This window comes from Pseudomonas sp. SWRI50, assembly GCF_014269095.1.
GTDB classification, from domain to species: domain Bacteria; phylum Pseudomonadota; class Gammaproteobacteria; order Pseudomonadales; family Pseudomonadaceae; genus Aquipseudomonas; species Aquipseudomonas kermanshahensis.
Window position 1 is genome coordinate 119,273 of the sequence record NZ_JABWRW010000015.1, and the last position, 22,639, is coordinate 141,911.

A 22,639-nucleotide genomic window follows, 5' to 3' on the forward strand; every position below is an offset into this window, starting at 1 on the left:
AATAGTATTTGCCCGCGACGGCCATGTTAGGGCCGCCCTTGCCAAGACGAGCGTGTAGATGAAGCGAATGCGTCGCCTGTTGGTTATCGGCTGCTTGTGGCTGCCCTTGATCGCCTTGGCAAGGCCTGAAGCCGTGCCGAGCGTTGCCCTTGAACCCGCGCAACAGCAGTGGTTGGACACCCACCGCAGCCTGCGCGTCGGCCTGGTGCTGCAAGCGCCTTATGCGCAGTTCGACCGGCGCTTGCAGCAACTGTACGGGGCCAACGTCGAGTTGGTGAACGCGTTGGCGCAGGCACTGAGGCTGGACCTCACCTGGCGCAACTTTGCTGACCAGGCCAGCCTCGAGCACGCGTTGCAGGCCGGTGAAATCGATTTTGCCCCCGGCCTTACACAAACCCCGGCAAGCCTGCGCCTGTGGCTGTTCAGCGACCCGTACATGCGCGTGCCGCAGCTGGTGGTCGGCCCACGCACAGGCGCCATGGCCGTCGAGCTTGAAAAACTCGAACCCGATCAGCGCGTCGCGGTGCGCATGCCCAGCCCGTTGGCAGACTACCTGCGCAGCAACTACGGCACGCTCAACCTGCAGGGCGTGCCCAACGAGCGCGAGGCCTTGCAGTTGGTCGTGGGTGGCCAGGCCAGCTACGCGGTGCTCGATGAAGCCCAGCTCAGCCGCCTGTCGCGTGAAAGCGAGTTCGGCGAGCTGGCGGTGGTTGGTGATATTGGCCTGCCCCAGCTGCTGCGGGTGGGTTCGCGGCGCGACTGGCCGTTGCTGGCCGACGTGCTCGAACGTGGCCTGCAGGCCATGCCGGCCAAGGCCTTGGAACAACTTCACCAACGCTGGTTGCAACCCAAGTACCCGCGCTTGAGCGAGTCGGCAGGCTTCTGGCAAAACCTCGCCATGCTGTTTGGCATGTTGTTGCTGTGTGCGCTGGCCACGTTGGTCTGGCAGCGCCGCCAGCAGCGCCAACTGGAACGTAGCCTGCTGGCCACCCGTGAGAACCTGGCTGAGCGCCAAGTGCGCGAAGAGGCGCTGCGGCTGAGCCAGTTCGCCATCGACCAGAGCACCGTGGGCATTTTGTGGGTCAATTGGGACAGCCATGTCCGTTATGCCAACCATGCCGCAGAGCGCATGCTGGGCTATGGTGAGGGCGCGTTGCTGGAACGCCCGCTGAGCGACTTCGAGCCAAACTTGAACATGGACCGTTGGCTGGAGCTTTGGCGCGGCGCGCGGGCGGGCGAAGGGGGTGTGGGGCAATTCGAGACCCACTGCCAGCGCGCCGACCTCAGCGTGTTGCCGGTGGAGCTTTCGTTAAGCTTCCTGCGTTTTCGTGATGCCGAGTACCTGGTGGTGTACATCGCTGATGTCACTGAGCGCCACCGCGCACTGGCAGCGCTGCGCGAAAGTGAAGCGCGCCTTAAAGGCATCGCCGGCAACGTGCCGGGGCTGGTGTTCCGGCTGGAACGTGACCCGGCCGAAGGCGACCTGGAGTTCCCCTACATTAGCGAAGGCAGCGAGGCCTTGGTCGGCTACGCACCTGCCGAAATCCAGCACCCGCAGATGGGGCTGCGCAACCTGGTGCACCCCGAAGACCGCAGCGACTATCACCGGGTGCAGGACCTGGCCTTGGCCAGCAACCAGGACTGGTCCTGGCAAGGGCGCATCCTCACGCGCCAGGGTGAACAGCGTTGGGCCGACATCAAGGCCAGTACCCGGCGCCTGGCCGATGGCCGGGTGGTGTGGGACGGTATCGTCTGGGACATCACCCAGGGCAAGCGGGCAGAACTGGCGTTGGCGCGCTCCCAAGAGCAACTGCGCGAACTCTCGGCGCACCTGGAGAGCGTGCGCGAAGAAGAAAAGGCCCGCATCGCCCGCGAAGTGCATGATGAGCTGGGGCAGATGCTGACCGTGCTCAAGCTCGAAGTCTCGATGTGTGAGCTGGCCTTTGCCGAGCTGGATCCGGGGCTTAACGAGCGTTTGTCGAGCATGAAGCGCCTGATCGCGCAGCTGTTCCAGCTGGTGCGCGATGTGGCCACGGCATTGCGCCCGCCCATTCTCGACGCTGGTATCGCCTCGGCCATCGAGTGGCAAGCACGGCGTTTCGAGGCGCGTACACAGATTCCCTGCCTGGTGCAGGTACCGGATAATCTGCCAGCATTGAGTGATGCCAAGGCGACCGGGCTGTTTCGTATCCTTCAGGAGGCGCTGACCAATGTCATGCGCCATGCCCAGGCGCACAGCGTAGAGATCGAACTGGTGCGTGAAGCGGGGCAATTGCGCATGACCGTCAGCGACGACGGCACGGGTTTTTGCCGCGATCAGACCCGGCCCACCTCGTTCGGCCTGGTGGGCGTGCGCGAGCGCGTGCTGATGCTGGGTGGCAGCATGACGCTGGACAGTGAACCGGGCGAGGGCACCAGCCTGAGCGTGGCCATTCCGTTGGAGTAGGAGACCGATCGTGATTCGAGTGCTGGTGGCGGAAGACCACACCATTGTCCGTGAAGGCATCAAGCAATTGATTGGCCTGGCCAAGGACATGCAAGTGGTGGGTGAGGCCGGCAATGGCGAGCAGTTGCTCGAAGCCTTGCGCCATATGCCGTGTGAAGTGGTGTTGCTGGATATCTCGATGCCCGGCGTCAGCGGCCTTGAGGCCATCCCCAGAATCCGCGCCCTGAACGACCCTCCGGCGATCCTGATGTTGTCGATGCATGACGAGGCGCAGATGGCGGCGCGGGCGCTCAAGGCCGGTGCCGCAGGTTATGCCACCAAGGACAGTGACCCTGCCTTATTGCTGACCGCTATTCGGCGGGTGGCCGGGGGCGGGCGCTATATCGACCCAGCGTTGGCCGACCGCATGGTCTTCGAGGTGGGCCTGACCGAGTCCCGCCCGTTGCACACGCTGCTCTCGGAGCGGGAATTTTCGGTGTTCGAGCGCCTGGCCCAGGGCGCCAACGTCAACGACATTGCCCAGCAACTGGCGCTGTCGAGCAAGACCATCAGTACCCACAAGGCGCGGTTGATGCAGAAGCTCAAGGTGAACTCGCTGGCGGAACTGGTGAAGTACGCCATGGAGCACAAGCTGGTCTGAGTGTTCTGGTTGCGACATGGCCTGACGGTTGGCAATGAGCGAGTACTGTGGGAGCGGGCTTGCCCCGCGAAAGGGCCGGCAAGCTCAACCTCATTGCCTGGGGTGGCGCATTCGCGGGGCAAGCCCGCTCCCACAAGGTGAAGTGGTGTGCCTGAGGTCTATTCCAATCCCGCCATTCTTGTAGGGCAATCCCTACACAGAATCTTCCATCTGGATGATGGCATTCTCTCAGTACCCCCGATTTTCGGGCGTTTGCGTCTTGTCTAGTCTTTGCCTACGCAGTCATCCAACAAGAAGGTGCAGGCATGAGCGAGGCGAATTCGAACGCTGCAACCAGCGAAACGCTGGTCAGCTTCCGTGGTGTGCAGAAGAGCTACGATGGCGAGTCGCTGATCGTCAAAGACCTCAACCTGGACATCCGCAAGGGCGAGTTCCTCACCTTGCTCGGCCCGTCCGGCTCGGGCAAGACCACCAGCCTGATGATGCTGGCCGGTTTTGAAACCCCCACCGCCGGCGAGATCCAGCTGGCCGGGCGTTCGATCAACAACGTGCCGCCGCACAAGCGCGACATCGGCATGGTGTTCCAGAACTACGCGCTGTTCCCACACATGACCGTGGCCGAAAACCTGGCCTTCCCGCTGACCGTACGCAACCTGAGCAAGACCGACATCAGCGAGCGGGTCAAGCGTGTGCTCAACATGGTGCAGCTCAATGCCTTTGCCAAACGCTACCCCGGCCAGCTGTCCGGTGGCCAGCAGCAGCGGGTGGCCCTGGCGCGGGCCTTGGTGTTTGAGCCACAGCTGGTGCTGATGGACGAACCCCTGGGCGCACTCGACAAGCAGCTGCGTGAACACATGCAGATGGAGATCAAGCATATCCACCAGCGCCTGGGGGTGACTGTGGTGTATGTGACCCACGACCAGGGCGAGGCGCTGACCATGTCTGACCGGGTGGCGGTGTTCCACCAGGGCGAAATCCAGCAGATCGCCGACCCACGCACCCTCTATGAAAAGCCGTGCAACACCTTCGTCGCCAACTTCATCGGTGAGAACAACCGCATCAACGGCACCCTGCTGGCCAGTGATGGCCTTCGCTGCCAGGTGCAGCTGGCGCGGGGCGAGCGGGTCGAGGCGCTGGCGGTGAATGTCGGCCAGGCCGGCGAGCCGGTGACCTTGTCGATCCGCCCGGAACGGGTGCGCCTCAATGGCCACAGCGAAAATTGCGTCAACCGCTTCTCTGGCCGTGTGGCCGAGTTCATTTACCTGGGCGACCACGTACGTGTGCGCCTGGAAGTCTGTGGCAAGGCCGACTTCTTCGTGAAGCAGCCGATCGCCGAGCTCGACCCGGCGCTGGCCGTGGGCGATGTGGTACCGCTGGGCTGGGAGGTGGAGCACGCCCGCGCGCTCGATCCGATTGCCGAAGCCCATTGATGGATTGCTTCACCAACCCTGTACTGTGGAGAGAATAATAATGCACAAGCAGTTGAAACTGACCGCCCTGGCCCTGGGGCTGTTCGCCGCTGGCCAGGCCATGGCGGCCGACCTGACGGTGATCTCTTTCGGTGGCGCCAACAAGGCCGCCCAGGTCAAGGCGTTCTACGAGCCTTGGGAAAAGGCGGGTAACGGTAAGATCGTCGCCGGTGAGTACAACGGTGAAATGGCCAAGGTCAAGGCCATGGTCGACACCAAGAGCGTGTCCTGGAACCTGGTGGAAGTCGAGTCGCCAGAGCTGTCCCGCGGTTGCGACGAGGGCATGTTCGAAGAACTCGACCCTGCGCTGTTCGGCGATGCAGCCGACTATGTGCCGGGTGCCATCCAGCAATGCGGCGTGGGCTTCTTCGTCTGGTCGACGGTACTGGCCTACAACGCCGACAAGCTCAAGACGGCGCCTACCAGCTGGGCCGATTTCTGGGACACCAAGCAGTTCCCGGGCAAACGTGGCCTGCGCAAAGGCGCCAAGTACACGATGGAATTCGCCTTGATGGCCGATGGCGTTGCGCCCAAGGATGTGTACAAGGTGCTGGCGACCAAGGAAGGCCAAGACCGCGCCTTCAAGAAGCTCGACGAACTCAAACCCAGCATTCAGTGGTGGGAAGCCGGCGCCCAACCGCCGCAGTTCCTGGCCTCGGGCGACGTGGTCATGAGCTCGGCCTATAACGGCCGGATCGCCGCCGTGCAGAAAGAGAGCAACCTCAAGGTGGTGTGGAACGGCGGCATCTACGACTTCGATGCCTGGGCAATTCCAAAAGGCGCCAAGAACGTCGAAGAGGCGAAGAAGTTCATCGCCTACAGCGTTCAGCCCGAGCAGCAGAAAACCTACTCCGAGAACATCGCCTACGGCCCGGCCAATACCAAGGCCGTCAGCCTGCTGTCGGACGAGGTGAAGAAAGACATGCCGACCACGCCTGAGAACATTGCCAATCAGGTGCAGATCGACGTGGCCTTCTGGGCTGACAACAGCGAGCAGCTGGAGCAACGCTTCAACGCCTGGGCGGCGAAGAAGTAAACGACAAGGAGCCGCTACGCGGCTCATCGCCGGCAAGCCGGCTCCCATAGGCCAGGCGTAGCGCCTGAGCCCAACGCTGTATCTGTGGGAGCCGGCTTGCCGGCGATGGCTGCGCAGCAGCCCTGATTTCAGCCGGTTTTTACGGAGTTCGCCATGGCCATTGCAGTGCCCCTCAACGAAGGCGCAGGTCCAAGTCTCAAGCAGCGCCTCAAGCACGCCGAGCGGGTCAACCGCTGGAAGGCGCAGGCGTTGATCGCGCCGCTGGCGCTGTTCCTTCTGCTGGTGTTTCTGGTGCCGATCGCTGCGCTGTTGTACAAGAGCGTCGGCAACCCGGAGGTGGTCGCCGGCCTGCCGCGTACCGTCGAAGCGGTGTCGCAGTGGGATGGCAAGAGCTTGCCCGGTGAGGCGGTATACAAGGCACTGAGCCAGGACCTGGCCGAGTCGCGCAAGAACCAGACCCTGGGCGACCTCTCCAAGCGCCTGAACATGGAACTGGCGGGCTACCGCAGCCTGTTGACCAAGACCGCCCGAGCGTTGCCGTTCAAGGCTGAACCTGCCTCTTATAAAGAAGCACTGCAAACCCTCGATGAGCGTTGGGGCGACCCGGCCTACTGGCAGGCGATCCGCCGCAATACCAGCTCGGTCACCTCGTTCTACCTGCTGGCGTCGCTCGACCACCGTATCGATGACCTTGGCGAGCTGGCCAAGGCCACGCCTGACCAGGCCATTTACCTGGATATCTTTGCCCGCACCCTGTGGATGGGGGTGGTGATCACCGCCATCTGCCTGGTGCTGGCCTACCCGCTGGCGTACTTGCTGGCCAATCTCCCGGTCCGGCAGAGCAACCTGCTGATGATTCTGGTGCTACTGCCGTTCTGGACCTCGATCCTGGTGCGGGTGGCGGCGTGGATCGTGCTGCTGCAGTCGGGCGGGTTGATCAACAGTGCGCTGATGGCCATGGGCATCATCGATGAACCGCTGGAGCTGGTGTTCAACCGCACCGGTGTGTACATCTCGATGGTCCATATCCTGCTGCCGTTCATGATCCTGCCGCTGTACAGCGTGATGAAGGGCATTTCGCCCAGCTACATGCGTGCGGCCATCTCGCTGGGTTGCCACCCGTTCGCCAGCTTCTGGCGGGTGTACTTCCCGCAGACCTACGCCGGTGTTGGCGCGGGCTGCCTGCTGGTGTTCATCCTGGCTATCGGCTACTACATCACCCCGGCATTGCTGGGCAGCCCGAATGACCAGATGGTCAGCTACTTCGTGGCCTTCTACACCAACACCAGCATCAACTGGGGCATGGCGACCGCGCTGGGCGGCCTGCTGCTGTTGGCGACCGTGCTGTTGTACCTGATCTATAGCTGGCTGGTCGGCGCCAGCCGCCTGCGCCTGAGCTGAGGAGCCTTGTCATGCTGAGCCCTTACATGTCACCCGTGGAGCGGGTCTGGTACTACAGCCTGCGCATTCTTTGCGGCTTGATCCTGCTGTTTCTGATTTTGCCGGTGCTGGTGATCGTGCCGCTGTCGTTCAACAGTGGCAGCTTTCTGGTGTACCCGTTGCAGGGCTTTTCGCTGCAGTGGTACCAGGACTTCTTCGGCTCTGCCGAGTGGATGCGGGCGCTGAAGAACAGCATCATCGTCGCCCCGGCGGCCACGGTGCTGGCGATGGTGTTCGGTACGTTGGCGGCGATTGGCCTGACCCGCGGCGACTTCCCGGGCAAGTCGCTGGTGATGGCGCTGGTGATTTCGCCGATGGTGGTGCCGGTGGTGATCATCGGTGTGGCCAGTTACCTGTTCTTCGCGCCATTGGGGATGGGCAACAGCTTTACCTCGTTGATCCTGGTGCATGCGGTATTGGGTGTGCCGTTCGTCATCATCACCGTGTCGGCGACGTTGCAGGGCTTCAACTACAACCTGGTGCGCGCGGCGGCCAGCCTGGGCGCTTCGCCGCTGGTGGCGTTCCGCCGGGTAACGCTGCCGTTGATCGCCCCGGGGGTGATCTCGGGTGCGCTGTTTGCCTTTGCGACGTCGTTCGACGAGGTGGTGGTGACGTTGTTCCTCGCCGGGCCTGAGCAGGCGACCTTGCCACGGCAGATGTTCAGCGGTATCCGCGAGAACCTGAGCCCGACCATTGCGGCAGCGGCCACGTTGCTGATCGCGTTTTCGGTGGTGCTGCTGCTGACCCTGGAGTGGTTGCGTGGCCGCAGTGAGAAGCTGAGAACCCAGCAGCCTGCTTGATTGATCTTGCCTGTACCGGCCTCTTCGCGGGGCAAGCCCGCTCCCACAGCTCCGAACACTGTGAGGTCCCTGTGGGAGCGGGCTTGCCCCGCGAAGAGGCCGGTACAGGTTGAAACAGCCGGTCGACACGGATTGATACCAATCAGCCTCTACCCGTTCGCCTGAGTTACAATGCGCGCCACCGTGATTCTGACCTACAGGTGCGCCATGCAGCCCTACGCTATTGCCCCCTCCATTCTCTCCGCCGATTTCGCCCGCCTGGGCGAGGACGTCGACAAGGTGCTGGCCGCGGGTGCCGACATCGTTCACTTCGATGTGATGGACAACCACTACGTCCCCAACCTGACCATCGGCCCGATGGTGTGCACCGCCCTGCGCAAGTACGGCGTGACTGCCCCGATCGATGTGCACCTGATGGTCAGCCCGGTCGACCGTATCATCGGAGACTTCATCGACGCCGGCGCCACCTACATCACCTTCCACCCGGAAGCCAGCCAGCACATCGACCGCTCGCTGCAGCTGATCCGCGACGGTGGTTGCAAGGCCGGCCTGGTGTTCAACCCAGCGACCAGCCTGGATGTCCTCAAGTATGTGATGGACAAGGTCGACATGGTCCTGCTGATGAGCGTCAACCCAGGCTTTGGCGGGCAGAAGTTCATCCCCGGCACCCTCGACAAGCTGCGTGAGGCGCGCGCGCTGATCGACGCCAGCGGCCGGGATATCCGTCTGGAAATCGACGGTGGCGTCAACGTCAACAATATCCGCGAAATCGCCGCTGCTGGCGCTGACACCTTCGTTGCCGGTTCGGCCATCTTCAATGCCCCGGACTATCAGGAAGTGATCGCCAAAATGCGCGCCGAACTGGCCCAGGCCCGCCCATGAGCGGCTTCGAGCAGCTGTTCCCAGGGACGCTGCCAAGGCTGGTGATGTTCGATCTGGACGGTACCCTGATCGACTCCGTGCCAGACCTGGCCGCCGCCGTGGACCGCATGCTGCTCGAACTTGGGCGCCCGCCAGCGGGCTTGGACGCCGTACGCCACTGGGTTGGCAACGGTGCCCAGGTGCTGGTGCGCCGGGCGCTGGCCGGGGGCATCGAGCATGCCTCGGTGGACGATGCGCTGGCCGAACAGGCGCTGGCGCTGTTCATGGAGGCTTATGCCGAAAGCCATGAACTGACCGTGGTCTACCCCGGCGTGCGCGACACCCTGCGCTGGCTGCGCAAGCAAGGCGTGGAGATGGCGCTGATCACCAACAAGCCCGAGCGCTTCGTCGCCCCGCTGCTGGACCAGATGAAGATCGGTCGCTACTTCCGCTGGATCATCGGCGGAGACACCCTGCCACAAAAGAAACCCGACCCCGCGGCACTGCTGTTCGTCATGCAGATGGCCGGTGTCACGCCGCAACAGTCGCTGTTCGTCGGCGATTCGCGCAGCGATGTGCTGGCCGCCAAGGCCGCGGGTGTGCAGTGCGTGGGCCTGACCTACGGCTACAACCACGGCCGGCCGATCAACGACGAATCGCCGAGCCTGGTGATCGACGACCTGCGTGCATTGCTGCCCGGTTGCGCAGACCCGGCCACTGGGATAACGTTGGCGGACCTTCAAGCCTCACAAGACAGAGAGTCCACCGTGGCGGTTACTGGCAAATTCTGGATGAAAGTCATCAAGGCCCTGGCCCGTTGGCGTTGGCGCGCCTGACTTCTGCTCGCCGGCCGCTGCCGGCCCGTCCGTTTGCCTGACCTTACTGCTGCTTGCCACGAGGCTACTCATGACCCGCGAAGAATTCCTGCGCCTGGCCGCTGCCGGCTACAACCGCATCCCCCTGGCCTGTGAAACCCTGGCCGACTTCGACACGCCGCTGTCGATCTACCTGAAACTGGCCGACCAGCCCAACTCCTATTTGCTCGAATCCGTACAGGGCGGCGAGAAGTGGGGGCGTTACTCGATGATCGGCCTGCCATCGCGCACGGTGATGCGTGTGCATGGCTACCACGTCAGTATCCTGCAGGATGGCGTCGAGGTAGAGCGCCACGACGTCGACGACCCGCTGGCCTTCGTCGAGTCGTTCAAGGACCGCTACAAGGTCGCGGATATACCTGGGCTGCCGCGTTTCAACGGCGGGCTGGTCGGCTACTTCGGCTATGACTGCGTACGCTATGTGGAGAAGCGTCTGGGCGCGAGCCCGAACCCGGACCCGCTGGGCGTGCCGGATATCCTGCTGATGGTGTCTGACGCCGTGGTAGTGTTCGACAACCTGGCGGGCAAGATGCATGCAATCGTGCTGGTCGACCCGGCTGAAGAGCAAGCCTTCGAACAGGGCAAGGCTCGCCTGGCCGGGTTGCTGGAGACCCTGCGCCAGCCGATTACCCCGCGCCGTGGCCTGGACCTGAGCGGCCCGCTCGCCGCCGAGCCGGAATTCCGTTCCAGCTATACCCGCGAGGATTACGAGAACGCGGTTGGCCGCATCAAGGAGTACATCCTGGCCGGTGACTGCATGCAGGTGGTGCCGTCCCAGCGCATGTCGATCGACTTCAAGTCTGCGCCCATCGACCTGTACCGTGCGTTGCGCTGCTTCAACCCGACGCCGTACATGTACTTCTTCAATTTCGGCGACTTCCATGTGGTCGGCAGTTCGCCTGAAGTGCTGGTGCGTGTCGAGGACAACCTGGTCACCGTGCGCCCGATCGCCGGCACGCGCCCACGGGGTGCGACGGAAGAAGCCGACCGTGCGCTGGAAGACGACTTGCTGTCGGACGAGAAAGAGATTGCCGAGCACCTGATGCTGATCGACCTGGGCCGCAACGACGTGGGCCGTGTGTCCTCGACCGGCAGCGTGCGCCTGACCGAGAAGATGGTGATCGAGCGTTACTCCAACGTGATGCACATCGTGTCCAACGTCACCGGGCAACTGCGTGAAGGCCTTACCGCCATGGATGCATTGCGGGCGATTCTGCCAGCCGGCACCTTGTCGGGTGCACCGAAAATCCGCGCCATGGAGATCATCGACGAGCTGGAGCCGGTCAAGCGTGGCGTTTACGGTGGTGCAGTGGGCTACTTTGCCTGGAACGGCAACATGGACACCGCGATTGCCATCCGCACTGCGGTGATCAAGGACGGCGAGCTGCATGTGCAGGCGGGTGGCGGCATCGTGGCCGACTCCGTGCCGGCGTTGGAGTGGGAAGAAACCATCAACAAGCGCCGCGCAATGTTCCGCGCGGTGGCCTTGGCTGAGCAGACGTCCGCCAAGTAATGCTGGGAATTGGGGGCTGCTGTGCAGCCCCTCGCCGGCATGAGGGAGTGGGTGAACCCGCTTCCTCAGCGCCCAAACTACTCAGAAGTCCAAGCTTACCGCCAGGCTCACCCCCTGCTGCGTCAACTCATCACTCTTGCGCCAGTTGTAATTCCCTCGCACATGCACCCCCGCCATCAGCTCATGGCTCAAGCCCAAGCTGGCCCGGGTGAGGTCACTGTGCGGCGTATACCCGGTCAGGGTGAAGTCGTGCGCTGCCAACGTCGTCAGGTGCATCGTCACGTCCTGTTGGTCATCCTCGAACTCGTGCTCCTGGGCAACCTCGGCAAACAGCCGCGTCCCCGTTGCCACCTGCACACTGCCTAACAGCCCGATGCCCAGCCGCCGCGAGGTCCGTTCCTGGTCATCGAAGCCCAGCGCTGTCGAGCGCCCGCTCTTCTCGTCATAACCATCGACCTTGACCCGGGCATAGTCGGCGCTGATGAATGGCGCCAGTTGCCACGGGCTGCTCTCAGCGGCCAGGTTGTAACCCAGCCGGCCCGTCACCGCCCACGCTTCGCCATCGGTATCGCCTTTTTCGCTGCGGTCATTCACGCCCAGTGCGAAGGTGCGTTTGAGGTCGCTGTAGTCCAGGTGCCCGGCCGTCAGTGCAGCATCGGCCCACCAGCGGTCCTGGCGGTATTGGGCGAACGCCGTGGCCAGGTAGCTGTCGAGCTTGTAGTCCGAGTCCTGTTCACCCGCCTCCAGTTTCTGCCGGTATACGCCACCCGCCAGGCCCAGGCGCCAGGCATCGTTCAAACGGTAGCTGCCACCCAGGGTCAGGTTGTAGCCGCGGCCGTCGCCGCTGGCCGCGCTGCGCTGGCCGTCAAAGTCCAAGTCCTGCGCGCCGGTGGCGACGAAGGCCTGCCATTGCCCCACGGCTTGCCAGGGCGTTTGCCACTGGTTGCGCAGCTCGTCCTGGTGGGCGCGCAGCGTGGCGTGGGCCATTTCCGGCAACAGGGTCAGTTCCCAGGGGGCGGAGATGATCGAGTAGGCGTAGTCGGCTATCAACTGCTGGCCGGCAATGGTCGGGTGTACCGAGTCGTTGAACAGCAGTTTGGTTGGGTCCGGAGTGGCGCCGTTGATGCCGTAGACCGGGTTTTCGACGCAGCCTTGACCGCTGTAGCAGGTGCCGACCAGGTTCTGGCCGCTGGCCAAGCCGAATTGGGTCGGGCTGGCCAAGGCCTCACCCAGTAATACCGGAATGTTCAGTGGGATGATCTCGGCGTCGATCTGCCCGAGTTGATTGAGCAGTGACTGGTTGAACACGCCCGACAGCAGCGACAGCGGGTTCTGTTGCGGGGTGCCGCTGAAGTTCGGCGTTTGGCCCAGGTCGGGCAGCAACCAGACCATGATGTAGCGGGCGCCGCCTTGTTGCAGGGCCTGGGCGCTGGCAGCCAGCCGGCCTCCAGCCGCGGCGGCATCGGCGGGGCTGTTCACCAGGCCCTGGAGGAAGTCGTTACCGCCACCGGTGAGGTAATAGAGCGCGTTGGGGTCGGCGCGTAGGCCATTGGCCAGGTAGCCGGGGCGTTCACGGAAGACAAAGCCTGGCGCAGGTCCATTGGGGGGGACGATCACTTTCGATGACTCGGTGATCGAATCGAGAATCTGCTGCGTCGTGTAGCCGCCCACTGCCCAGTTGTTGCCATCAGGCCGGATGCCGACCGACGTGGAGGGGTTGAGTTCGTCTTGCTCGATGCCCAGCCGACCGCCAAGAATCATTGGCGAAACCGGCGCGAAGTTACCGTCGGCATCGCGGTTGGTGAAACGCTGGCCTGCCGTACCGCCGGTCAGGTCAGGAAATTGGCCGGCGTCACTCAGGCTGTCGCCAAATACGATCAAGGTCGAATAAGGGGAAGGGGCAGCGAATGCCTGGCTGCAGGCCAGGGCCAAAGAGGCGAGGGTAAAGCGCAACAAGGGAGCTTTTCGCATCAGAGAACATCCTTTTCTTTGTTTTTATGAGGACTACCCGATCGACCATAGCAAATCGCGGGGCTTGTCTCCCAAGTCCATTCGTTTCCCCGTGTTTACAGGCATATTGCGCCCACCGCCCCGGTAGGCTACTGTGCCGGGACGTATGAGCGAGACCTATCCTGTGTTGATCGTCAGCAAACTCTTGATGCGCGTTATCAAGGCCCACGCCCGTTGGCGTTGGCGCGCCTGACTTTATCTCCTGCCGGCCAGCCCGGCCCGTTTCTGTTTGCCTTCTTATCCGTTTCCGAATGCCCTTAGTGGCAATGCCATGCTGCGGGCGGTGTAGGAAGGTTCGTATTCTGAAGTCAGTAGATTCAAGAGGTTTAGCCCGATGTTACTGATGATCGACAACTACGACTCATTCACTTACAACGTCGTCCAATACCTCGGCGAGCTAGGTGCCGAGGTCAAGGTCATTCGCAATGACGAAATGACTATCGCTGAAATCGAAGCCCTCAACCCGGAGCGCATCGTTGTCTCCCCTGGCCCCTGCACGCCGAGCGAGGCGGGTGTGTCGATTGAGGCGATCCTGCACTTTGCTGGCAAGCTGCCGATTCTGGGCGTCTGCCTGGGCCACCAGTCCATCGGCCAGGCATTTGGCGGCGACGTCGTGCGTGCCCGCCAGGTGATGCACGGCAAGACCAGCCCCGTGCTGCACCGCGACCTGGGCGTGTTCGCCGGCCTCAACAACCCGCTGACCGTGACTCGCTACCACTCCCTGGTGGTCAAGCGTGAAACCCTGCCCGATTGCCTGGAGGTCACTGCCTGGACTGCCCATGCAGACGGTACGGTCGACGAGATCATGGGCCTGCGCCACAACACCCTGAATATCGAAGGGGTGCAGTTCCACCCCGAGTCCATCCTCACCGAGCAGGGCCACGAGCTGTTCGCCAACTTCCTCAAGCAGACCGGCGGCCGCCGCTAAGGATCGAACATGGATATCAAGAGCGCGCTGAGCCGCATCGTCGGTCATCTGGACTTGTCCACTGAAGAAATGAGCGACGTCATGCGTCAGATCATGACCGGTCAATGCAGTGAGGCGCAGATCGGCGCCTTCCTGATGGGCATGCGCATGAAAAGCGAGAGCATCGACGAGATCGTCGGCGCGGTGTCGGTGATGCGTGAGCTGGCCGACAAGGTCGAGCTGAAGAGCCTCGATGGGGTGGTCGATATCGTCGGCACCGGTGGCGATGGCGCCAACATCTTCAACGTCTCCACCGCCTCCTCGTTTGTGCTCGCCGCGGCCGGTTGCCCGGTGGCCAAGCACGGTAACCGTGCGGTCTCGGGCAAGAGCGGTAGCGCCGACCTGCTGGAAGCCGCAGGCATCTACCTGAACCTGACGCCAGTGCAGGTCGCCCGCTGCATCGACAGCCTGGGCATCGGCTTCATGTTTGCCCAGAGCCATCACAAGGCAATGAAGTACGCCGCTGGCCCGCGCCGTGAGTTGGGCCTGCGCACCCTGTTCAACATGCTGGGCCCGCTTACGAATCCGGCCGGTGTGAAGCACCAGGTGGTCGGCGTGTTCACCCAGGCCCTGTGCCGCCCGCTGGCCGAAGTGCTGCAGCGGTTGGGCAGCAAGCACGTGCTGGTGGTGCATTCCAAGGACGGCCTGGACGAGTTCAGCCTGGCGGCGCCGACGTTTGTCGCCGAGCTGAAAAATGGCCAGATCACCGAGTATTGGGTAGAGCCGGAAGACCTCGGCATGAAGAGCCAGAGCCTGCATGGCCTGGCGGTTGAAGGCCCACCGGCCTCCTACGAGCTGATTCGTGATGCCCTGGGCCGACGCAAGACCGAGAACGGCCAGAAAGCCGCGGAAATGATCGTGCTCAATGCGGGCGCCGCGCTGTACGCCGCGGATCATGCCATGACCCTGGCACAGGGCGTGGAACTTGCCCATGACGTGCTGCACACCGGCCTTGCCTGGGAAAAACTGCAGGAGCTGGGTGCCTTCACCGCCGTATTCAAGCTGGAGAACGAAGCATGAGCGTACCGACCGTGCTGGAAAAGATCATCGCCCGCAAAGTTGAGGAAGTGGCCGAGCGCAGTGCCCGGGTCAGCCTGGCTGAGCTGGAGCGCCTGGCCAAGGCCGCCGACGCGCCACGTGGTTTTGCCAATGCGCTGATCGAGCAGGCCAAGCGCAAGCAGCCGGCGGTCATTGCCGAGATCAAGAAGGCGTCGCCGAGCAAGGGCGTGATACGCGAGCACTTCGTGCCAGCGGAAATCGCCGTCAGCTACGAGAAGGGCGGGGCGACCTGCCTGTCGGTGTTGACCGATGTGGATTACTTCCAAGGCGCTGATGTGTACCTGCAGCAGGCGCGCGCGGCAGTGTCGCTGCCGGTGATCCGCAAGGATTTCATGATCGACCCCTACCAGATCGTCGAGGCCCGTGCACTGGGCGCTGACTGCGTGCTGTTGATCGTCTCGGCGCTGGATGACGTGAAGATGGCCGAACTGGCTGCCACAGCCAAGGCTGTAGGCCTTGATGTGTTGGTCGAAGTGCATGACGGCGATGAGCTGGAGCGTGCGTTGAAAACCCTCGATACACCGCTGGTGGGGGTGAACAACCGCAACCTGCACACCTTTGAGGTCAGCCTGGAAACCACCCTTGACCTGCTGCCGCGTATTCCGCGTGATCGCCTGGCGATTACCGAGAGCGGTATCCTCAACCGGGCCGATGTAGAGCTGATGGCAATCAACGAGGTTTACTCGTTCCTGGTGGGTGAGGCGTTCATGCGCGCTGATCAGCCTGGGCTGGAATTGCAGCGGTTGTTCTTCCCGGAGCAGGTGAAGAAGACTGTTCAGCCACTGGACTGATCGAAACGAAGCCGGCGTGACTGCCGGCTTTTTTGTATGCCTGTAATGGCCCTTTCGCGGGTAAACCCGCACCCACAGGTTCTTTGGCACCCTTGTGGCTGTGTTGAACCTGCGGGGATCGATAACAACATCAAAGGTGGATCAATGACCGATCAACCCCTGGCACTGACCGTTGAACAAGGCCTGCATGCCGAACAGGACCTGCTGGCCGCCGTCTGCCGCGGCGAACGCGACAGCGGTGTGCTGTTTTGGCGCCCGACCGACCATGCCCTGGTCATGCCGCGGCGCATGAGCCGCCTGGACAACTTCGAAGCCGCCTGTGCCGAGCTGGCGATCGCTGGCTGGCCGGTGCTGTTGCGTGAGACCGGCGGTGAACCGGTGCCGCAGTCGCATGCCACGGTCAATGTGGCGCTGGTCTATGTGGCGCCGCGCAGTGAAGGTGACCATGGGCGCATCGAAAATGCCTACGAGCGGCTGTGCCTGCCGCTGTGCGAGGTGCTACGCGAGTGGGGCGGGGTGGCTTCGGTGGGCGAGATCGACGGGGCGTTCTGCGACGGCCGCTATAACGTCAACCTCAATGGCCGAAAACTGGTCGGCACGGCCCAACGCTGGCGTCAGGGGCTGGGTGGCAAACGCCCGGTGGTGTTGGTGCATGGCGCGTTGCTGCTGGATAACGAGCGTGAATCGATGGTCGCGGCAGTCAACCGCTTCAACGAATGCTGCGAGCTGGAGCAGCGCTGCCGCGCCGATGCGCACATTGCCTTGCACGAAGTGGCGCCCCAAGCGCCCTGGTTCGAGCGCCTGTCACAGGCTTATGCCAAGGTGCTGGCCGATTTGCCCAAGGACTAACGGGTACCGTAGACCACCATGGTCTTGCCCTTGACCTGCACCAGGCTGCGTTCCTCGAGGTCTTTGAGGACGCGGCCGACCATCTCCCGCGAACAACCGACGATACGCCCAATCTCCTGCCGAGTGATCTTGATCTGCATACCGTCCGGGTGGGTCATTGCATCGGGTTGCTTGCACAGTTCGAGCAGGCAGCGGGCAACACGCCCGGTGACATCGAAGAAAGCCAGGTCGCCAACCTTACGCGTGGTATTACGCAGGCGCTGGGCCATCTGGCCGCCCAGGGCGTAGAGGATGTCGGGGTCTTGACGCGAGAGTTCGCGAAACTTGTCGTAACTGATCTCTGCTACTTCGCATTCAGTCTTGGCGCGGACCCAGGCGCTGCGCTGCTGCTCGCCTTCTACGGGCTCGAAAAGGCCCAGCTCGCCAAAGAAATCGCCATTGTTGAGGTAGGCAATGATCATTTCGTGACCATCGTCGTCCTCAATCAGGATGGTCACCGAACCCTTGATGATGAACGACAGTGTTTCGGCCTTGTCGCCGGCGCAGATAATGTTGCTTTTTGCGGTGTAGCGGCGGCGTTGGCAGTGCACCAGCAGTTTGTCGATGTTCTTGATCTTGGCGGGTAGGGCGGAGGCAACCATCACGAAATCCTGTTCGATACGACGCATAGGTTTCTTATAAAGAGTGTCTGGCAGAACGCGCCAGTCATTTGGCGCCAGCTTATCAGACACTACAGAATGTTTCGGTACTAAACCGACACGTCTCGAGCTTTTCCGACAGCCACACAAGGTCTAAGCTGACACCCTTTTCCGAAAATTAGGAGTCCGGGTAGATGAAGGCACGTATCCAGTGGGCCGGTGACGCGATGTTCCTCGGCGAGTCGGGGAGCGGGCATGTCGTCGTGATGGACGGCCCACCCGAGGCCGGTGGCCGAAACCTGGGCGTGCGCCCGATGGAAATGCTGCTGCTGGGCCTGGGTGGTTGCAGCAGTTTCGATGTAGTGAGCATCTTGAAGAAGTCGCGCCAGGCCGTGGAAAGCTGCGAGGCGTTCCTGGAAGCTGAGCGCGCCAGTGAAGACCCGAAGGTGTTCACCAAGATCCACATGAACTTCGTGGTCAAGGGCCGTGGCTTGAAAGAGGCCCAGGTCAAACGCGCAGTGGAGCTGTCGGCGGAGAAGTACTGCTCGGCTTCGATCATGCTGGAGCGTGCAGGTGTCGAGATTACCCACGGTTACGAGATTGTAGAGCTGGGTTAAGTGCTGGATTGTTGGGGCTGCTTCGCAGCCCATCGCAGGCAAGCCAGCTCCTACAGGTTCAACGCAACCTCCGTAGGAGCTGGCTTGCCTGCGATGGGCCGCGAAGCGGCCCCTGCTATCTTCAGTCACGTAATGCCGGAAGGGCCATTCGCAACCATTGCGGTAAACCGTTTCTGAATACCTGGCTCAACCGCTCCCGCCGCTTCTGGTAAACCAGACCCAGCCAGATAACCCCCAGCCCAATCACCGTCACCACCACCGGGAACAGCAGCGATTCGGCGAATACCTCGTACGACAGGTAGCCCAGGTAAGCCGCCACGCCCAATGCCCCGAACACCATGAACACCGGCCTGCGTAACAGCACGGCGATGCCCATCAGGCCGATATTGATCAGGCAGTAGAGGGCCTTGCCCAATTCGCTACCGCTGTCCACCAGGGTCAACCCGCCCCAGAACGCCGCAAGCCCAGCCAGATACCCCCAGTGGGCGTAGTCCTCACGCGTGCGGCCGTCCACCACCAGAAACACCAGCAGCATGCCCAAGCCGAACCACAGCGACACTTCGCGTCGTTGTTCCCAGCTGAACGGCGAGCCATAGAACCATTCGCTGAGGTCCATCGACATGAACCACAGCGCCATGGCAATGGGCATCATGATGAACGGGAAGGGGATCAGCCTTAGCATGAGCAACCCGGCAATAACCGTTGCTGCTTCCATCATCAGCCAGCCACCCTGCACATAGGTGTAGTACTGGTGATAGGCGGTTTGCCTGTCATCCATCGGCCACCAGCCTACCAGGCGTTCGATGGCGAATACCGCCAGCGGCACGATGCTGACCGCGACCGCCGCCAGTACACCGGCGGCAATCGACTGGGCGCGCCGCTGCACATTAAGGGCAAACAGGGTTAGCAGGACGATGTACACGGTGGCAATGGCCAGCAGTGCCCAGTCGCCGATCGACATCCAGGCTTCGGTCAGCAGCCAGCCCATGGCGCCCATGATGAGCAAGGCGCCGAAATAGAAGGCGACGTGCGCCAGCTGAAAACTGCCACGTGTTGCCGGTTGCTGGCGCAGAAACTGCAGCAGGGCCTTGTCTTGGCCCGGCTGAAGGATGCCGGCTTGCACGGCACGCGCCAGGTCCTTGGCGCTGAAACGTTCCGTCATGGGGGAGCCTTCAGATGCGGTACGTGCTTTTGGTCATGACCTTGGCCAGCAGGCTCATGCCGAAACGCACAGGGGCAGGGAAGCGATAGCCGCCCGCTTCGAGGGCAGATTCGGCGTGCTGCTCTTCATCGATGCGCATCTGCTCGAGGATCGCGCGGGACTTTTCGTCCTCGTGCGGGATTTGCTCCAGGTGTTCGTCCAGGTGTTTGCACACCTGATGCTCGGTGGCCGCTACGAAGCCCAGGCTGACCTTGTCGCTGACCAGGCCGGCGAGGGCGCCAATGCCAAACGACATGCCGTAGAACAACGGGTTGAGCACGCTCGGGTGGCTGTTCAGCTGACGAATGCGCTGTTCACACCAGGCCAGGTGGTCGATTTCTTCCTCGGCGGCGTGCTCCATGGCTTTGCGCACCTGGGGCAGCTTGGCGGTCAGGGCCTGGCCTTGGTACAGCGCCTGGGCGCAGACTTCGCCGGTATGGTTGATGCGCATGAGGCCGGCAATGTGGCGGCTCTGGGCGTCGTCCAAGTCGGCATCCGGCTGGACGATGGCCGGGGATGGGCGGGACGGTTGGCCGCTGAAGGGCAGCAAGGTGCGCATGGCGGTATCGGCCTGCAGCAACAAGCGGTCGAGCGGCGAGTAGTGACGTTCGGTAGCCATCGGGCACCTCCGCAAGAGTGTGCCCGACAGTTTACCGCAATAGCGCCAGGGTCGCTTGCCCTGGATCAGCCCGGTGGCCAGTGCATCTGGCGTTGGCCAAGCACGTGCATATGGATGTGGTAGACGGTCTGCCCACCTTGCTCGTTGCAGTTCATGACCACGCGGAAGCCGTCATCGCAACCCAGTTCCTTGGCCAGGCGCTGAGCAGTGAACAGGATGTGGCCGGCCAGGCCTTTATCCTCTTCGGTCAAATCGTTGAGGGTGCGGATGTGCTTTTTCGGGATGACCAGAAAATGCACGGGCGCCTGGGGGGCGATATCGTGGAACGCCAGAACCTGGTCGTCCTCGTAAATGATCTTCGCCGGGATTTCCCGGTTGATGATCCTGGTGAATAAATCGTCCACAGCACTTGCTCCATGGTGAGGGTCCGGGCCGAGTGTACTCAGCCGGGCGCCGCTCGCCCAGTGGCTATTCCATTCCGACCGGGCAGTAACGGCGATGGATTACCCCGGCGAGCTTGCGCACCAGCCAGCGCGGTAGCAGGCGTGGCGCGAACGCCAGCCAGCGATTGCGTCGGCCGGGGGTGATCAGCGTCCGGTTTTTGTCCAGCGCCCGCACGGTGTACAGCGCCACTTCCTCGGGGCTGAGGCAGCGCGTGCTGCCCTCGAGCCGCGGAATGCACCGGCGCGAAGAGCGTACCGGGCCAGGGCAGAGTACCGAGACCTTGATGCCGGTGCGTTTGAGCTCCTCGCGCAATGCTTGGGAGAAACTCAACACATAAGCTTTGCTGGCCGCGTAGGCCGCCATCCAGGGGCCCGGTGCGACGCCGGCCAGGCCTGCGACATTGAGGATCTGCCCGCCGCCCTGTACAGCCATCAGGTTGCCGATGGCATGGCAGAGGCGGCTCATGGCCAGGATATTGACCTCCAGCAGGTCCTGCTCGTCGGCCCACTCGTGGGCCAGGAACGGCCCGTAGGTGCGCAGCCCCGCGCAGTTGACCAGCAGGTCGATTCGCCGCTCACCTTCTTCCAGCTCTAGCACAAAGCCCGAAAGGCGAAGCGGCTGGCTGAGGTCACAGGCGCGGAACAACACCTCGACACCGAAGCGTTGGGTCAGCTCGATGGCCACCGGCTCCACCGTTTCGCGCTGACGTGCCACCAGGATCAGATTGCGCCCGCGCCGTGCCAGCGCTTCCGCCAGGGCCAGGCCCAGGCCGCTGGAAGCACCAGTGATCATGGCGTAACGGGTCATGCAAAGGCTCCTGGGGGCTGAAGAGGGCGCCTAGTGTACAGCTTGGCTGGGCAAGGTGTTGCCTTTTGCTACAAGGCCTGAGCGCGAATACCCTGGCAGCGATCCAGGGCTTCCCGGTACTCGCTTTGCAGGCGTTCGATCAGCACACGGGCGTCCGGCAGGTCATGGATATCGCCCACTCCCTGGCCTGCCGACCATACGGTTTTCCAGGCCTTGGCTTCGTCGTCGATCGGCTTGAGCTTGCCCAGTTCGTGGCCACTCTTGAGTGCGTTCATGTCATAGCCCGCCTGCTCCAGGCTCGGTCGCAGGAAGCTCGCCGGCACACCGGAGACCGCCGGGGTGTGGACGATATCCACGGCATGGGCATCGAGCAGCATCTGCTTGTAGGCATCCTGCGCCTGGCTTTGCGCGGTGGCAATGAAGCGGGTGCCCATGTATGCCAGGTCCGCACCGAGCAGTTGTGCTGCGAGAATTTCATGGCCATGGTTGATGCAGCCCGCCAACAGCAGGGTCTTGTCGAAGAACTGCCGGATTTCGGCCACCAGGGCGAATGGGCTCCAGGTGCCGGCATGGCCGCCGGCACCCGCCGCGACGGCGATCAAGCCATCGACGCCGGCGTCGGCGGCTTTCTCGGCATGGCGGCGGGTGGTGACATCATGGAACACCAGGCCGCCGTAGCTGTGCACGGCATCGACCACTTCCTTGACCGCGCCCAGGCTGGTGATGACGATGGGTACCTTGTGCGCTACACACAGGGCCAGGTCGGCCTGCAAGCGCGGGTTGGTCGGGTGCACGATCAGGTTCACCGCATAGGGGGCCGGTGCTTGCAACTGTGCCAGGCCTGCCTCGATCTCTTCTAGCCAAGCCTTGAACCCGGCACTGTCGCGCTGGTTCAGCGCCGGGAAGCTGCCCACCACGCCACTGGCGCAGCAGGCCAGAACCAGGCTCGGGTTGGAAATCAGGAACATCGGCGCTGCCACCACGGGCAGGCGCAGGCGTTGTTCGAGCGAGGCGGGCAATGACATGGCAAGGCTCCTGTAGGGGGTTACCGTCAGAACGGTTTGACCACCACGAGAATTACGATACCCAGCAGGAACAGCACCGGGACTTCGTTGAACCAGCGGTAGTAGACGTGGCTGCGGGTATTGGTGCCGCTGGCGAAGCGTTTGCGCTGCGCGCCGCACATGTGATGGTAGCCGGTCAGCAGGATGACCAGGGTGAGCTTGGCGTGCAGCCAGCCTTGGCTCAGCCAGCCCGGGGTCAGGTAGAGCATCCAGGCGCCGAACACATAGGTGGCGATCATGGCCGGGTTCATGATGCCGCGGTACAGCTTGCGCTCCATGGTCACGAAGCGGTCCTGGCTGATGCTGTCCTGGCTCTGGGCGTGGTAGACGAACAGCCGGGGCAGGTAGAACAGGCCGGCGAACCAGCAGACCACGCTGACGATATGCAGCGCTTTGATCCATAGGTAAAGCATTGAGGGAGTTCCTTCAGGTTTTCACGGTCGTCAGATAGTAGTGGTCAAGCGCCCGAAGGGTCACCCGAAGAGTTGTTACA

At 62.7% G+C, this 22,639-nt stretch carries 22 protein-coding genes; 14 read left to right on the top strand and 8 right to left on the bottom strand.

The window, feature by feature from the left end:
• Window positions 1-58: 58 nt before the first annotated feature.
• The 9 genes from HU750_RS17085 (at window position 59) to trpE (ending at window position 11,080) form a co-directional block, all read left to right on the top strand.
• A complete protein-coding gene (locus HU750_RS17085; RefSeq protein WP_186681362.1) occupies window positions 59-2,446 on the top strand; it encodes a PAS domain-containing sensor histidine kinase in 2,388 nt (795 codons plus the stop codon).
• Between the two features lie 7 nt (window positions 2,447-2,453).
• Window positions 2,454-3,086, top strand: a complete 633-nt coding sequence (locus HU750_RS17090) for a response regulator (RefSeq protein ID WP_172960400.1) — start codon at window positions 2,454-2,456, stop codon at window positions 3,084-3,086.
• 305 nt (window positions 3,087-3,391) lie between these two features.
• Window positions 3,392-4,516, top strand: a complete 1,125-nt coding sequence (locus tag HU750_RS17095) for an ABC transporter ATP-binding protein (RefSeq protein ID WP_186681365.1) — start codon at window positions 3,392-3,394, stop codon at window positions 4,514-4,516.
• Window positions 4,517-4,556: 40 nt separating this feature from the next.
• Entirely contained in the window at window positions 4,557-5,591 is a 1,035-nt protein-coding gene (locus tag HU750_RS17100) for an ABC transporter substrate-binding protein (RefSeq protein ID WP_027594397.1), read from the top strand.
• Between the two features lie 153 nt (window positions 5,592-5,744).
• Entirely contained in the window at window positions 5,745-6,992 is a 1,248-nt protein-coding gene (locus HU750_RS17105) for an ABC transporter permease (protein WP_186681367.1), read from the top strand.
• Window positions 6,993-7,003: 11 nt separating this feature from the next.
• Complete coding sequence (locus HU750_RS17110; protein ID WP_099428183.1) at window positions 7,004-7,831, top strand: ABC transporter permease; 828 nt, start codon at window positions 7,004-7,006, stop codon at window positions 7,829-7,831.
• 207 nt (window positions 7,832-8,038) lie between these two features.
• A complete protein-coding gene (rpe, locus tag HU750_RS17115) occupies window positions 8,039-8,713 on the top strand; it encodes a ribulose-phosphate 3-epimerase (RefSeq protein WP_099430855.1) in 675 nt (224 codons plus the stop codon).
• Window positions 8,710-9,528 carry a phosphoglycolate phosphatase gene (locus HU750_RS17120; RefSeq protein WP_027594401.1) on the top strand — a complete coding sequence of 273 codons (819 nt, stop codon included), beginning with the start codon at window positions 8,710-8,712 and terminating at the stop codon, window positions 9,526-9,528. Before rpe ends, HU750_RS17120 begins: the two co-directional genes overlap by 4 nt.
• A gap of 70 nt (window positions 9,529-9,598) precedes the next feature.
• A complete protein-coding gene (gene trpE / locus HU750_RS17125) occupies window positions 9,599-11,080 on the top strand; it encodes an anthranilate synthase component I (protein WP_027594402.1) in 1,482 nt (493 codons plus the stop codon).
• An 81-nt stretch (window positions 11,081-11,161) separates the two neighbouring features.
• Here the strand turns inward: trpE and estP are convergent, their stop codons facing one another.
• The gene (gene estP, locus HU750_RS17130; RefSeq protein WP_186681370.1) at window positions 11,162-13,051 is read right to left on the bottom strand and encodes an esterase EstP; all 1,890 of its coding nucleotides are present in this window, start codon (window positions 13,049-13,051) and stop codon (window positions 11,162-11,164) included.
• Between the two features lie 373 nt (window positions 13,052-13,424).
• Between estP and HU750_RS17135 the strand changes: the two genes are divergently transcribed.
• From HU750_RS17135 to HU750_RS17150, 4 genes are all read left to right on the top strand, one after another.
• Window positions 13,425-14,018, top strand: a complete 594-nt coding sequence (locus tag HU750_RS17135) for an aminodeoxychorismate/anthranilate synthase component II (protein WP_186681372.1) — start codon at window positions 13,425-13,427, stop codon at window positions 14,016-14,018.
• Between the two features lie 9 nt (window positions 14,019-14,027).
• Window positions 14,028-15,077 (top strand): anthranilate phosphoribosyltransferase, encoded by a 1,050-nt coding sequence (gene trpD / locus HU750_RS17140; RefSeq protein WP_186681374.1) that lies wholly within the window; start codon window positions 14,028-14,030, stop codon window positions 15,075-15,077.
• Window positions 15,074-15,907, top strand: a complete 834-nt coding sequence (gene trpC, locus HU750_RS17145; RefSeq protein WP_027594406.1) for an indole-3-glycerol phosphate synthase TrpC — start codon at window positions 15,074-15,076, stop codon at window positions 15,905-15,907. Before trpD ends, trpC begins: the two co-directional genes overlap by 4 nt.
• A gap of 144 nt (window positions 15,908-16,051) precedes the next feature.
• On the top strand, window positions 16,052-16,756 hold the full coding sequence (locus tag HU750_RS17150) for a lipoate--protein ligase family protein (protein ID WP_186681377.1): 705 nt from the start codon (window positions 16,052-16,054) through the stop codon (window positions 16,754-16,756).
• Here HU750_RS17150 and crp read toward each other — a convergent pair.
• Window positions 16,753-17,397, bottom strand: a complete 645-nt coding sequence (gene crp / locus HU750_RS17155; protein WP_027594408.1) for a cAMP-activated global transcriptional regulator CRP — start codon at window positions 17,395-17,397, stop codon at window positions 16,753-16,755. The two genes, HU750_RS17150 and crp, sit on opposite strands and share 4 nt — an antisense overlap.
• A gap of 191 nt (window positions 17,398-17,588) precedes the next feature.
• Here crp and HU750_RS17160 point away from each other — a divergent pair, with 191 nt between their 5' ends.
• Entirely contained in the window at window positions 17,589-18,011 is a 423-nt protein-coding gene (locus HU750_RS17160) for an OsmC family protein (RefSeq protein ID WP_027594409.1), read from the top strand.
• Window positions 18,012-18,132: 121 nt separating this feature from the next.
• Here HU750_RS17160 and HU750_RS17165 read toward each other — a convergent pair whose 3' ends face one another.
• The 6 genes from HU750_RS17165 to hemJ all read right to left on the bottom strand — a co-directional run bounded on the left by HU750_RS17165 (window position 18,133) and on the right by hemJ (window position 22,559).
• Window positions 18,133-19,173, bottom strand: coding sequence for a DUF2157 domain-containing protein (locus HU750_RS17165; RefSeq protein WP_186681379.1), 1,041 nt, complete (start codon window positions 19,171-19,173; stop codon window positions 18,133-18,135).
• 10 nt (window positions 19,174-19,183) lie between these two features.
• Entirely contained in the window at window positions 19,184-19,831 is a 648-nt protein-coding gene (gene coq7 / locus HU750_RS17170; protein WP_027594411.1) for a 2-polyprenyl-3-methyl-6-methoxy-1,4-benzoquinone monooxygenase, read from the bottom strand.
• A gap of 65 nt (window positions 19,832-19,896) precedes the next feature.
• Window positions 19,897-20,235, bottom strand: a complete 339-nt coding sequence (locus HU750_RS17175) for a histidine triad nucleotide-binding protein (RefSeq protein ID WP_027594412.1) — start codon at window positions 20,233-20,235, stop codon at window positions 19,897-19,899.
• A 64-nt stretch (window positions 20,236-20,299) separates the two neighbouring features.
• On the bottom strand, window positions 20,300-21,082 hold the full coding sequence (locus HU750_RS17180) for an SDR family NAD(P)-dependent oxidoreductase (RefSeq protein WP_186681381.1): 783 nt from the start codon (window positions 21,080-21,082) through the stop codon (window positions 20,300-20,302).
• Between the two features lie 68 nt (window positions 21,083-21,150).
• Window positions 21,151-22,107, bottom strand: coding sequence for an NAD(P)H-dependent flavin oxidoreductase (locus HU750_RS17185; protein WP_186681383.1), 957 nt, complete (start codon window positions 22,105-22,107; stop codon window positions 21,151-21,153).
• Window positions 22,108-22,133: 26 nt separating this feature from the next.
• Window positions 22,134-22,559 carry a protoporphyrinogen oxidase HemJ gene (gene hemJ / locus HU750_RS17190; RefSeq protein WP_186681385.1) on the bottom strand — a complete coding sequence of 142 codons (426 nt, stop codon included), beginning with the start codon at window positions 22,557-22,559 and terminating at the stop codon, window positions 22,134-22,136.
• Between the last annotated feature and the right edge of the window lie 80 nt (window positions 22,560-22,639).

Excerpts from the sequence above, each read along its gene's own strand:
- HU750_RS17085 (WP_186681362.1), top strand. The coding sequence starts at position 59 with ATGAAGCGAATGCGTCGCCTGTTGGTTATCGGCTGCTTGTGGCTGCCC.
- HU750_RS17095 (WP_186681365.1), top strand. The coding sequence starts at position 3,392 with ATGAGCGAGGCGAATTCGAACGCTGCAACCAGCGAAACGCTGGTCAGC.
- HU750_RS17100 (WP_027594397.1), top strand. The coding sequence starts at position 4,557 with ATGCACAAGCAGTTGAAACTGACCGCCCTGGCCCTGGGGCTGTTCGCC.
- HU750_RS17105 (WP_186681367.1), top strand. The coding sequence starts at position 5,745 with ATGGCCATTGCAGTGCCCCTCAACGAAGGCGCAGGTCCAAGTCTCAAG.
- HU750_RS17110 (WP_099428183.1), top strand. The coding sequence starts at position 7,004 with ATGCTGAGCCCTTACATGTCACCCGTGGAGCGGGTCTGGTACTACAGC.
- rpe (WP_099430855.1), top strand. The coding sequence starts at position 8,039 with ATGCAGCCCTACGCTATTGCCCCCTCCATTCTCTCCGCCGATTTCGCC.
- HU750_RS17120 (WP_027594401.1), top strand. The coding sequence starts at position 8,710 with ATGAGCGGCTTCGAGCAGCTGTTCCCAGGGACGCTGCCAAGGCTGGTG.
- trpE (WP_027594402.1), top strand. The coding sequence starts at position 9,599 with ATGACCCGCGAAGAATTCCTGCGCCTGGCCGCTGCCGGCTACAACCGC.
- estP (WP_186681370.1), bottom strand. The coding sequence starts at position 13,051 with ATGCGAAAAGCTCCCTTGTTGCGCTTTACCCTCGCCTCTTTGGCCCTG.
- HU750_RS17135 (WP_186681372.1), top strand. The coding sequence starts at position 13,425 with ATGTTACTGATGATCGACAACTACGACTCATTCACTTACAACGTCGTC.
- trpD (WP_186681374.1), top strand. The coding sequence starts at position 14,028 with ATGGATATCAAGAGCGCGCTGAGCCGCATCGTCGGTCATCTGGACTTG.
- trpC (WP_027594406.1), top strand. The coding sequence starts at position 15,074 with ATGAGCGTACCGACCGTGCTGGAAAAGATCATCGCCCGCAAAGTTGAG.
- HU750_RS17150 (WP_186681377.1), top strand. The coding sequence starts at position 16,052 with ATGACCGATCAACCCCTGGCACTGACCGTTGAACAAGGCCTGCATGCC.
- crp (WP_027594408.1), bottom strand. The coding sequence starts at position 17,397 with ATGGTTGCCTCCGCCCTACCCGCCAAGATCAAGAACATCGACAAACTG.
- HU750_RS17160 (WP_027594409.1), top strand. The coding sequence starts at position 17,589 with ATGAAGGCACGTATCCAGTGGGCCGGTGACGCGATGTTCCTCGGCGAG.
- HU750_RS17165 (WP_186681379.1), bottom strand. The coding sequence starts at position 19,173 with ATGACGGAACGTTTCAGCGCCAAGGACCTGGCGCGTGCCGTGCAAGCC.
- coq7 (WP_027594411.1), bottom strand. The coding sequence starts at position 19,831 with ATGGCTACCGAACGTCACTACTCGCCGCTCGACCGCTTGTTGCTGCAG.
- HU750_RS17180 (WP_186681381.1), bottom strand. The coding sequence starts at position 21,082 with ATGACCCGTTACGCCATGATCACTGGTGCTTCCAGCGGCCTGGGCCTG.
- HU750_RS17185 (WP_186681383.1), bottom strand. The coding sequence starts at position 22,107 with ATGTCATTGCCCGCCTCGCTCGAACAACGCCTGCGCCTGCCCGTGGTG.
- hemJ (WP_186681385.1), bottom strand. The coding sequence starts at position 22,559 with ATGCTTTACCTATGGATCAAAGCGCTGCATATCGTCAGCGTGGTCTGC.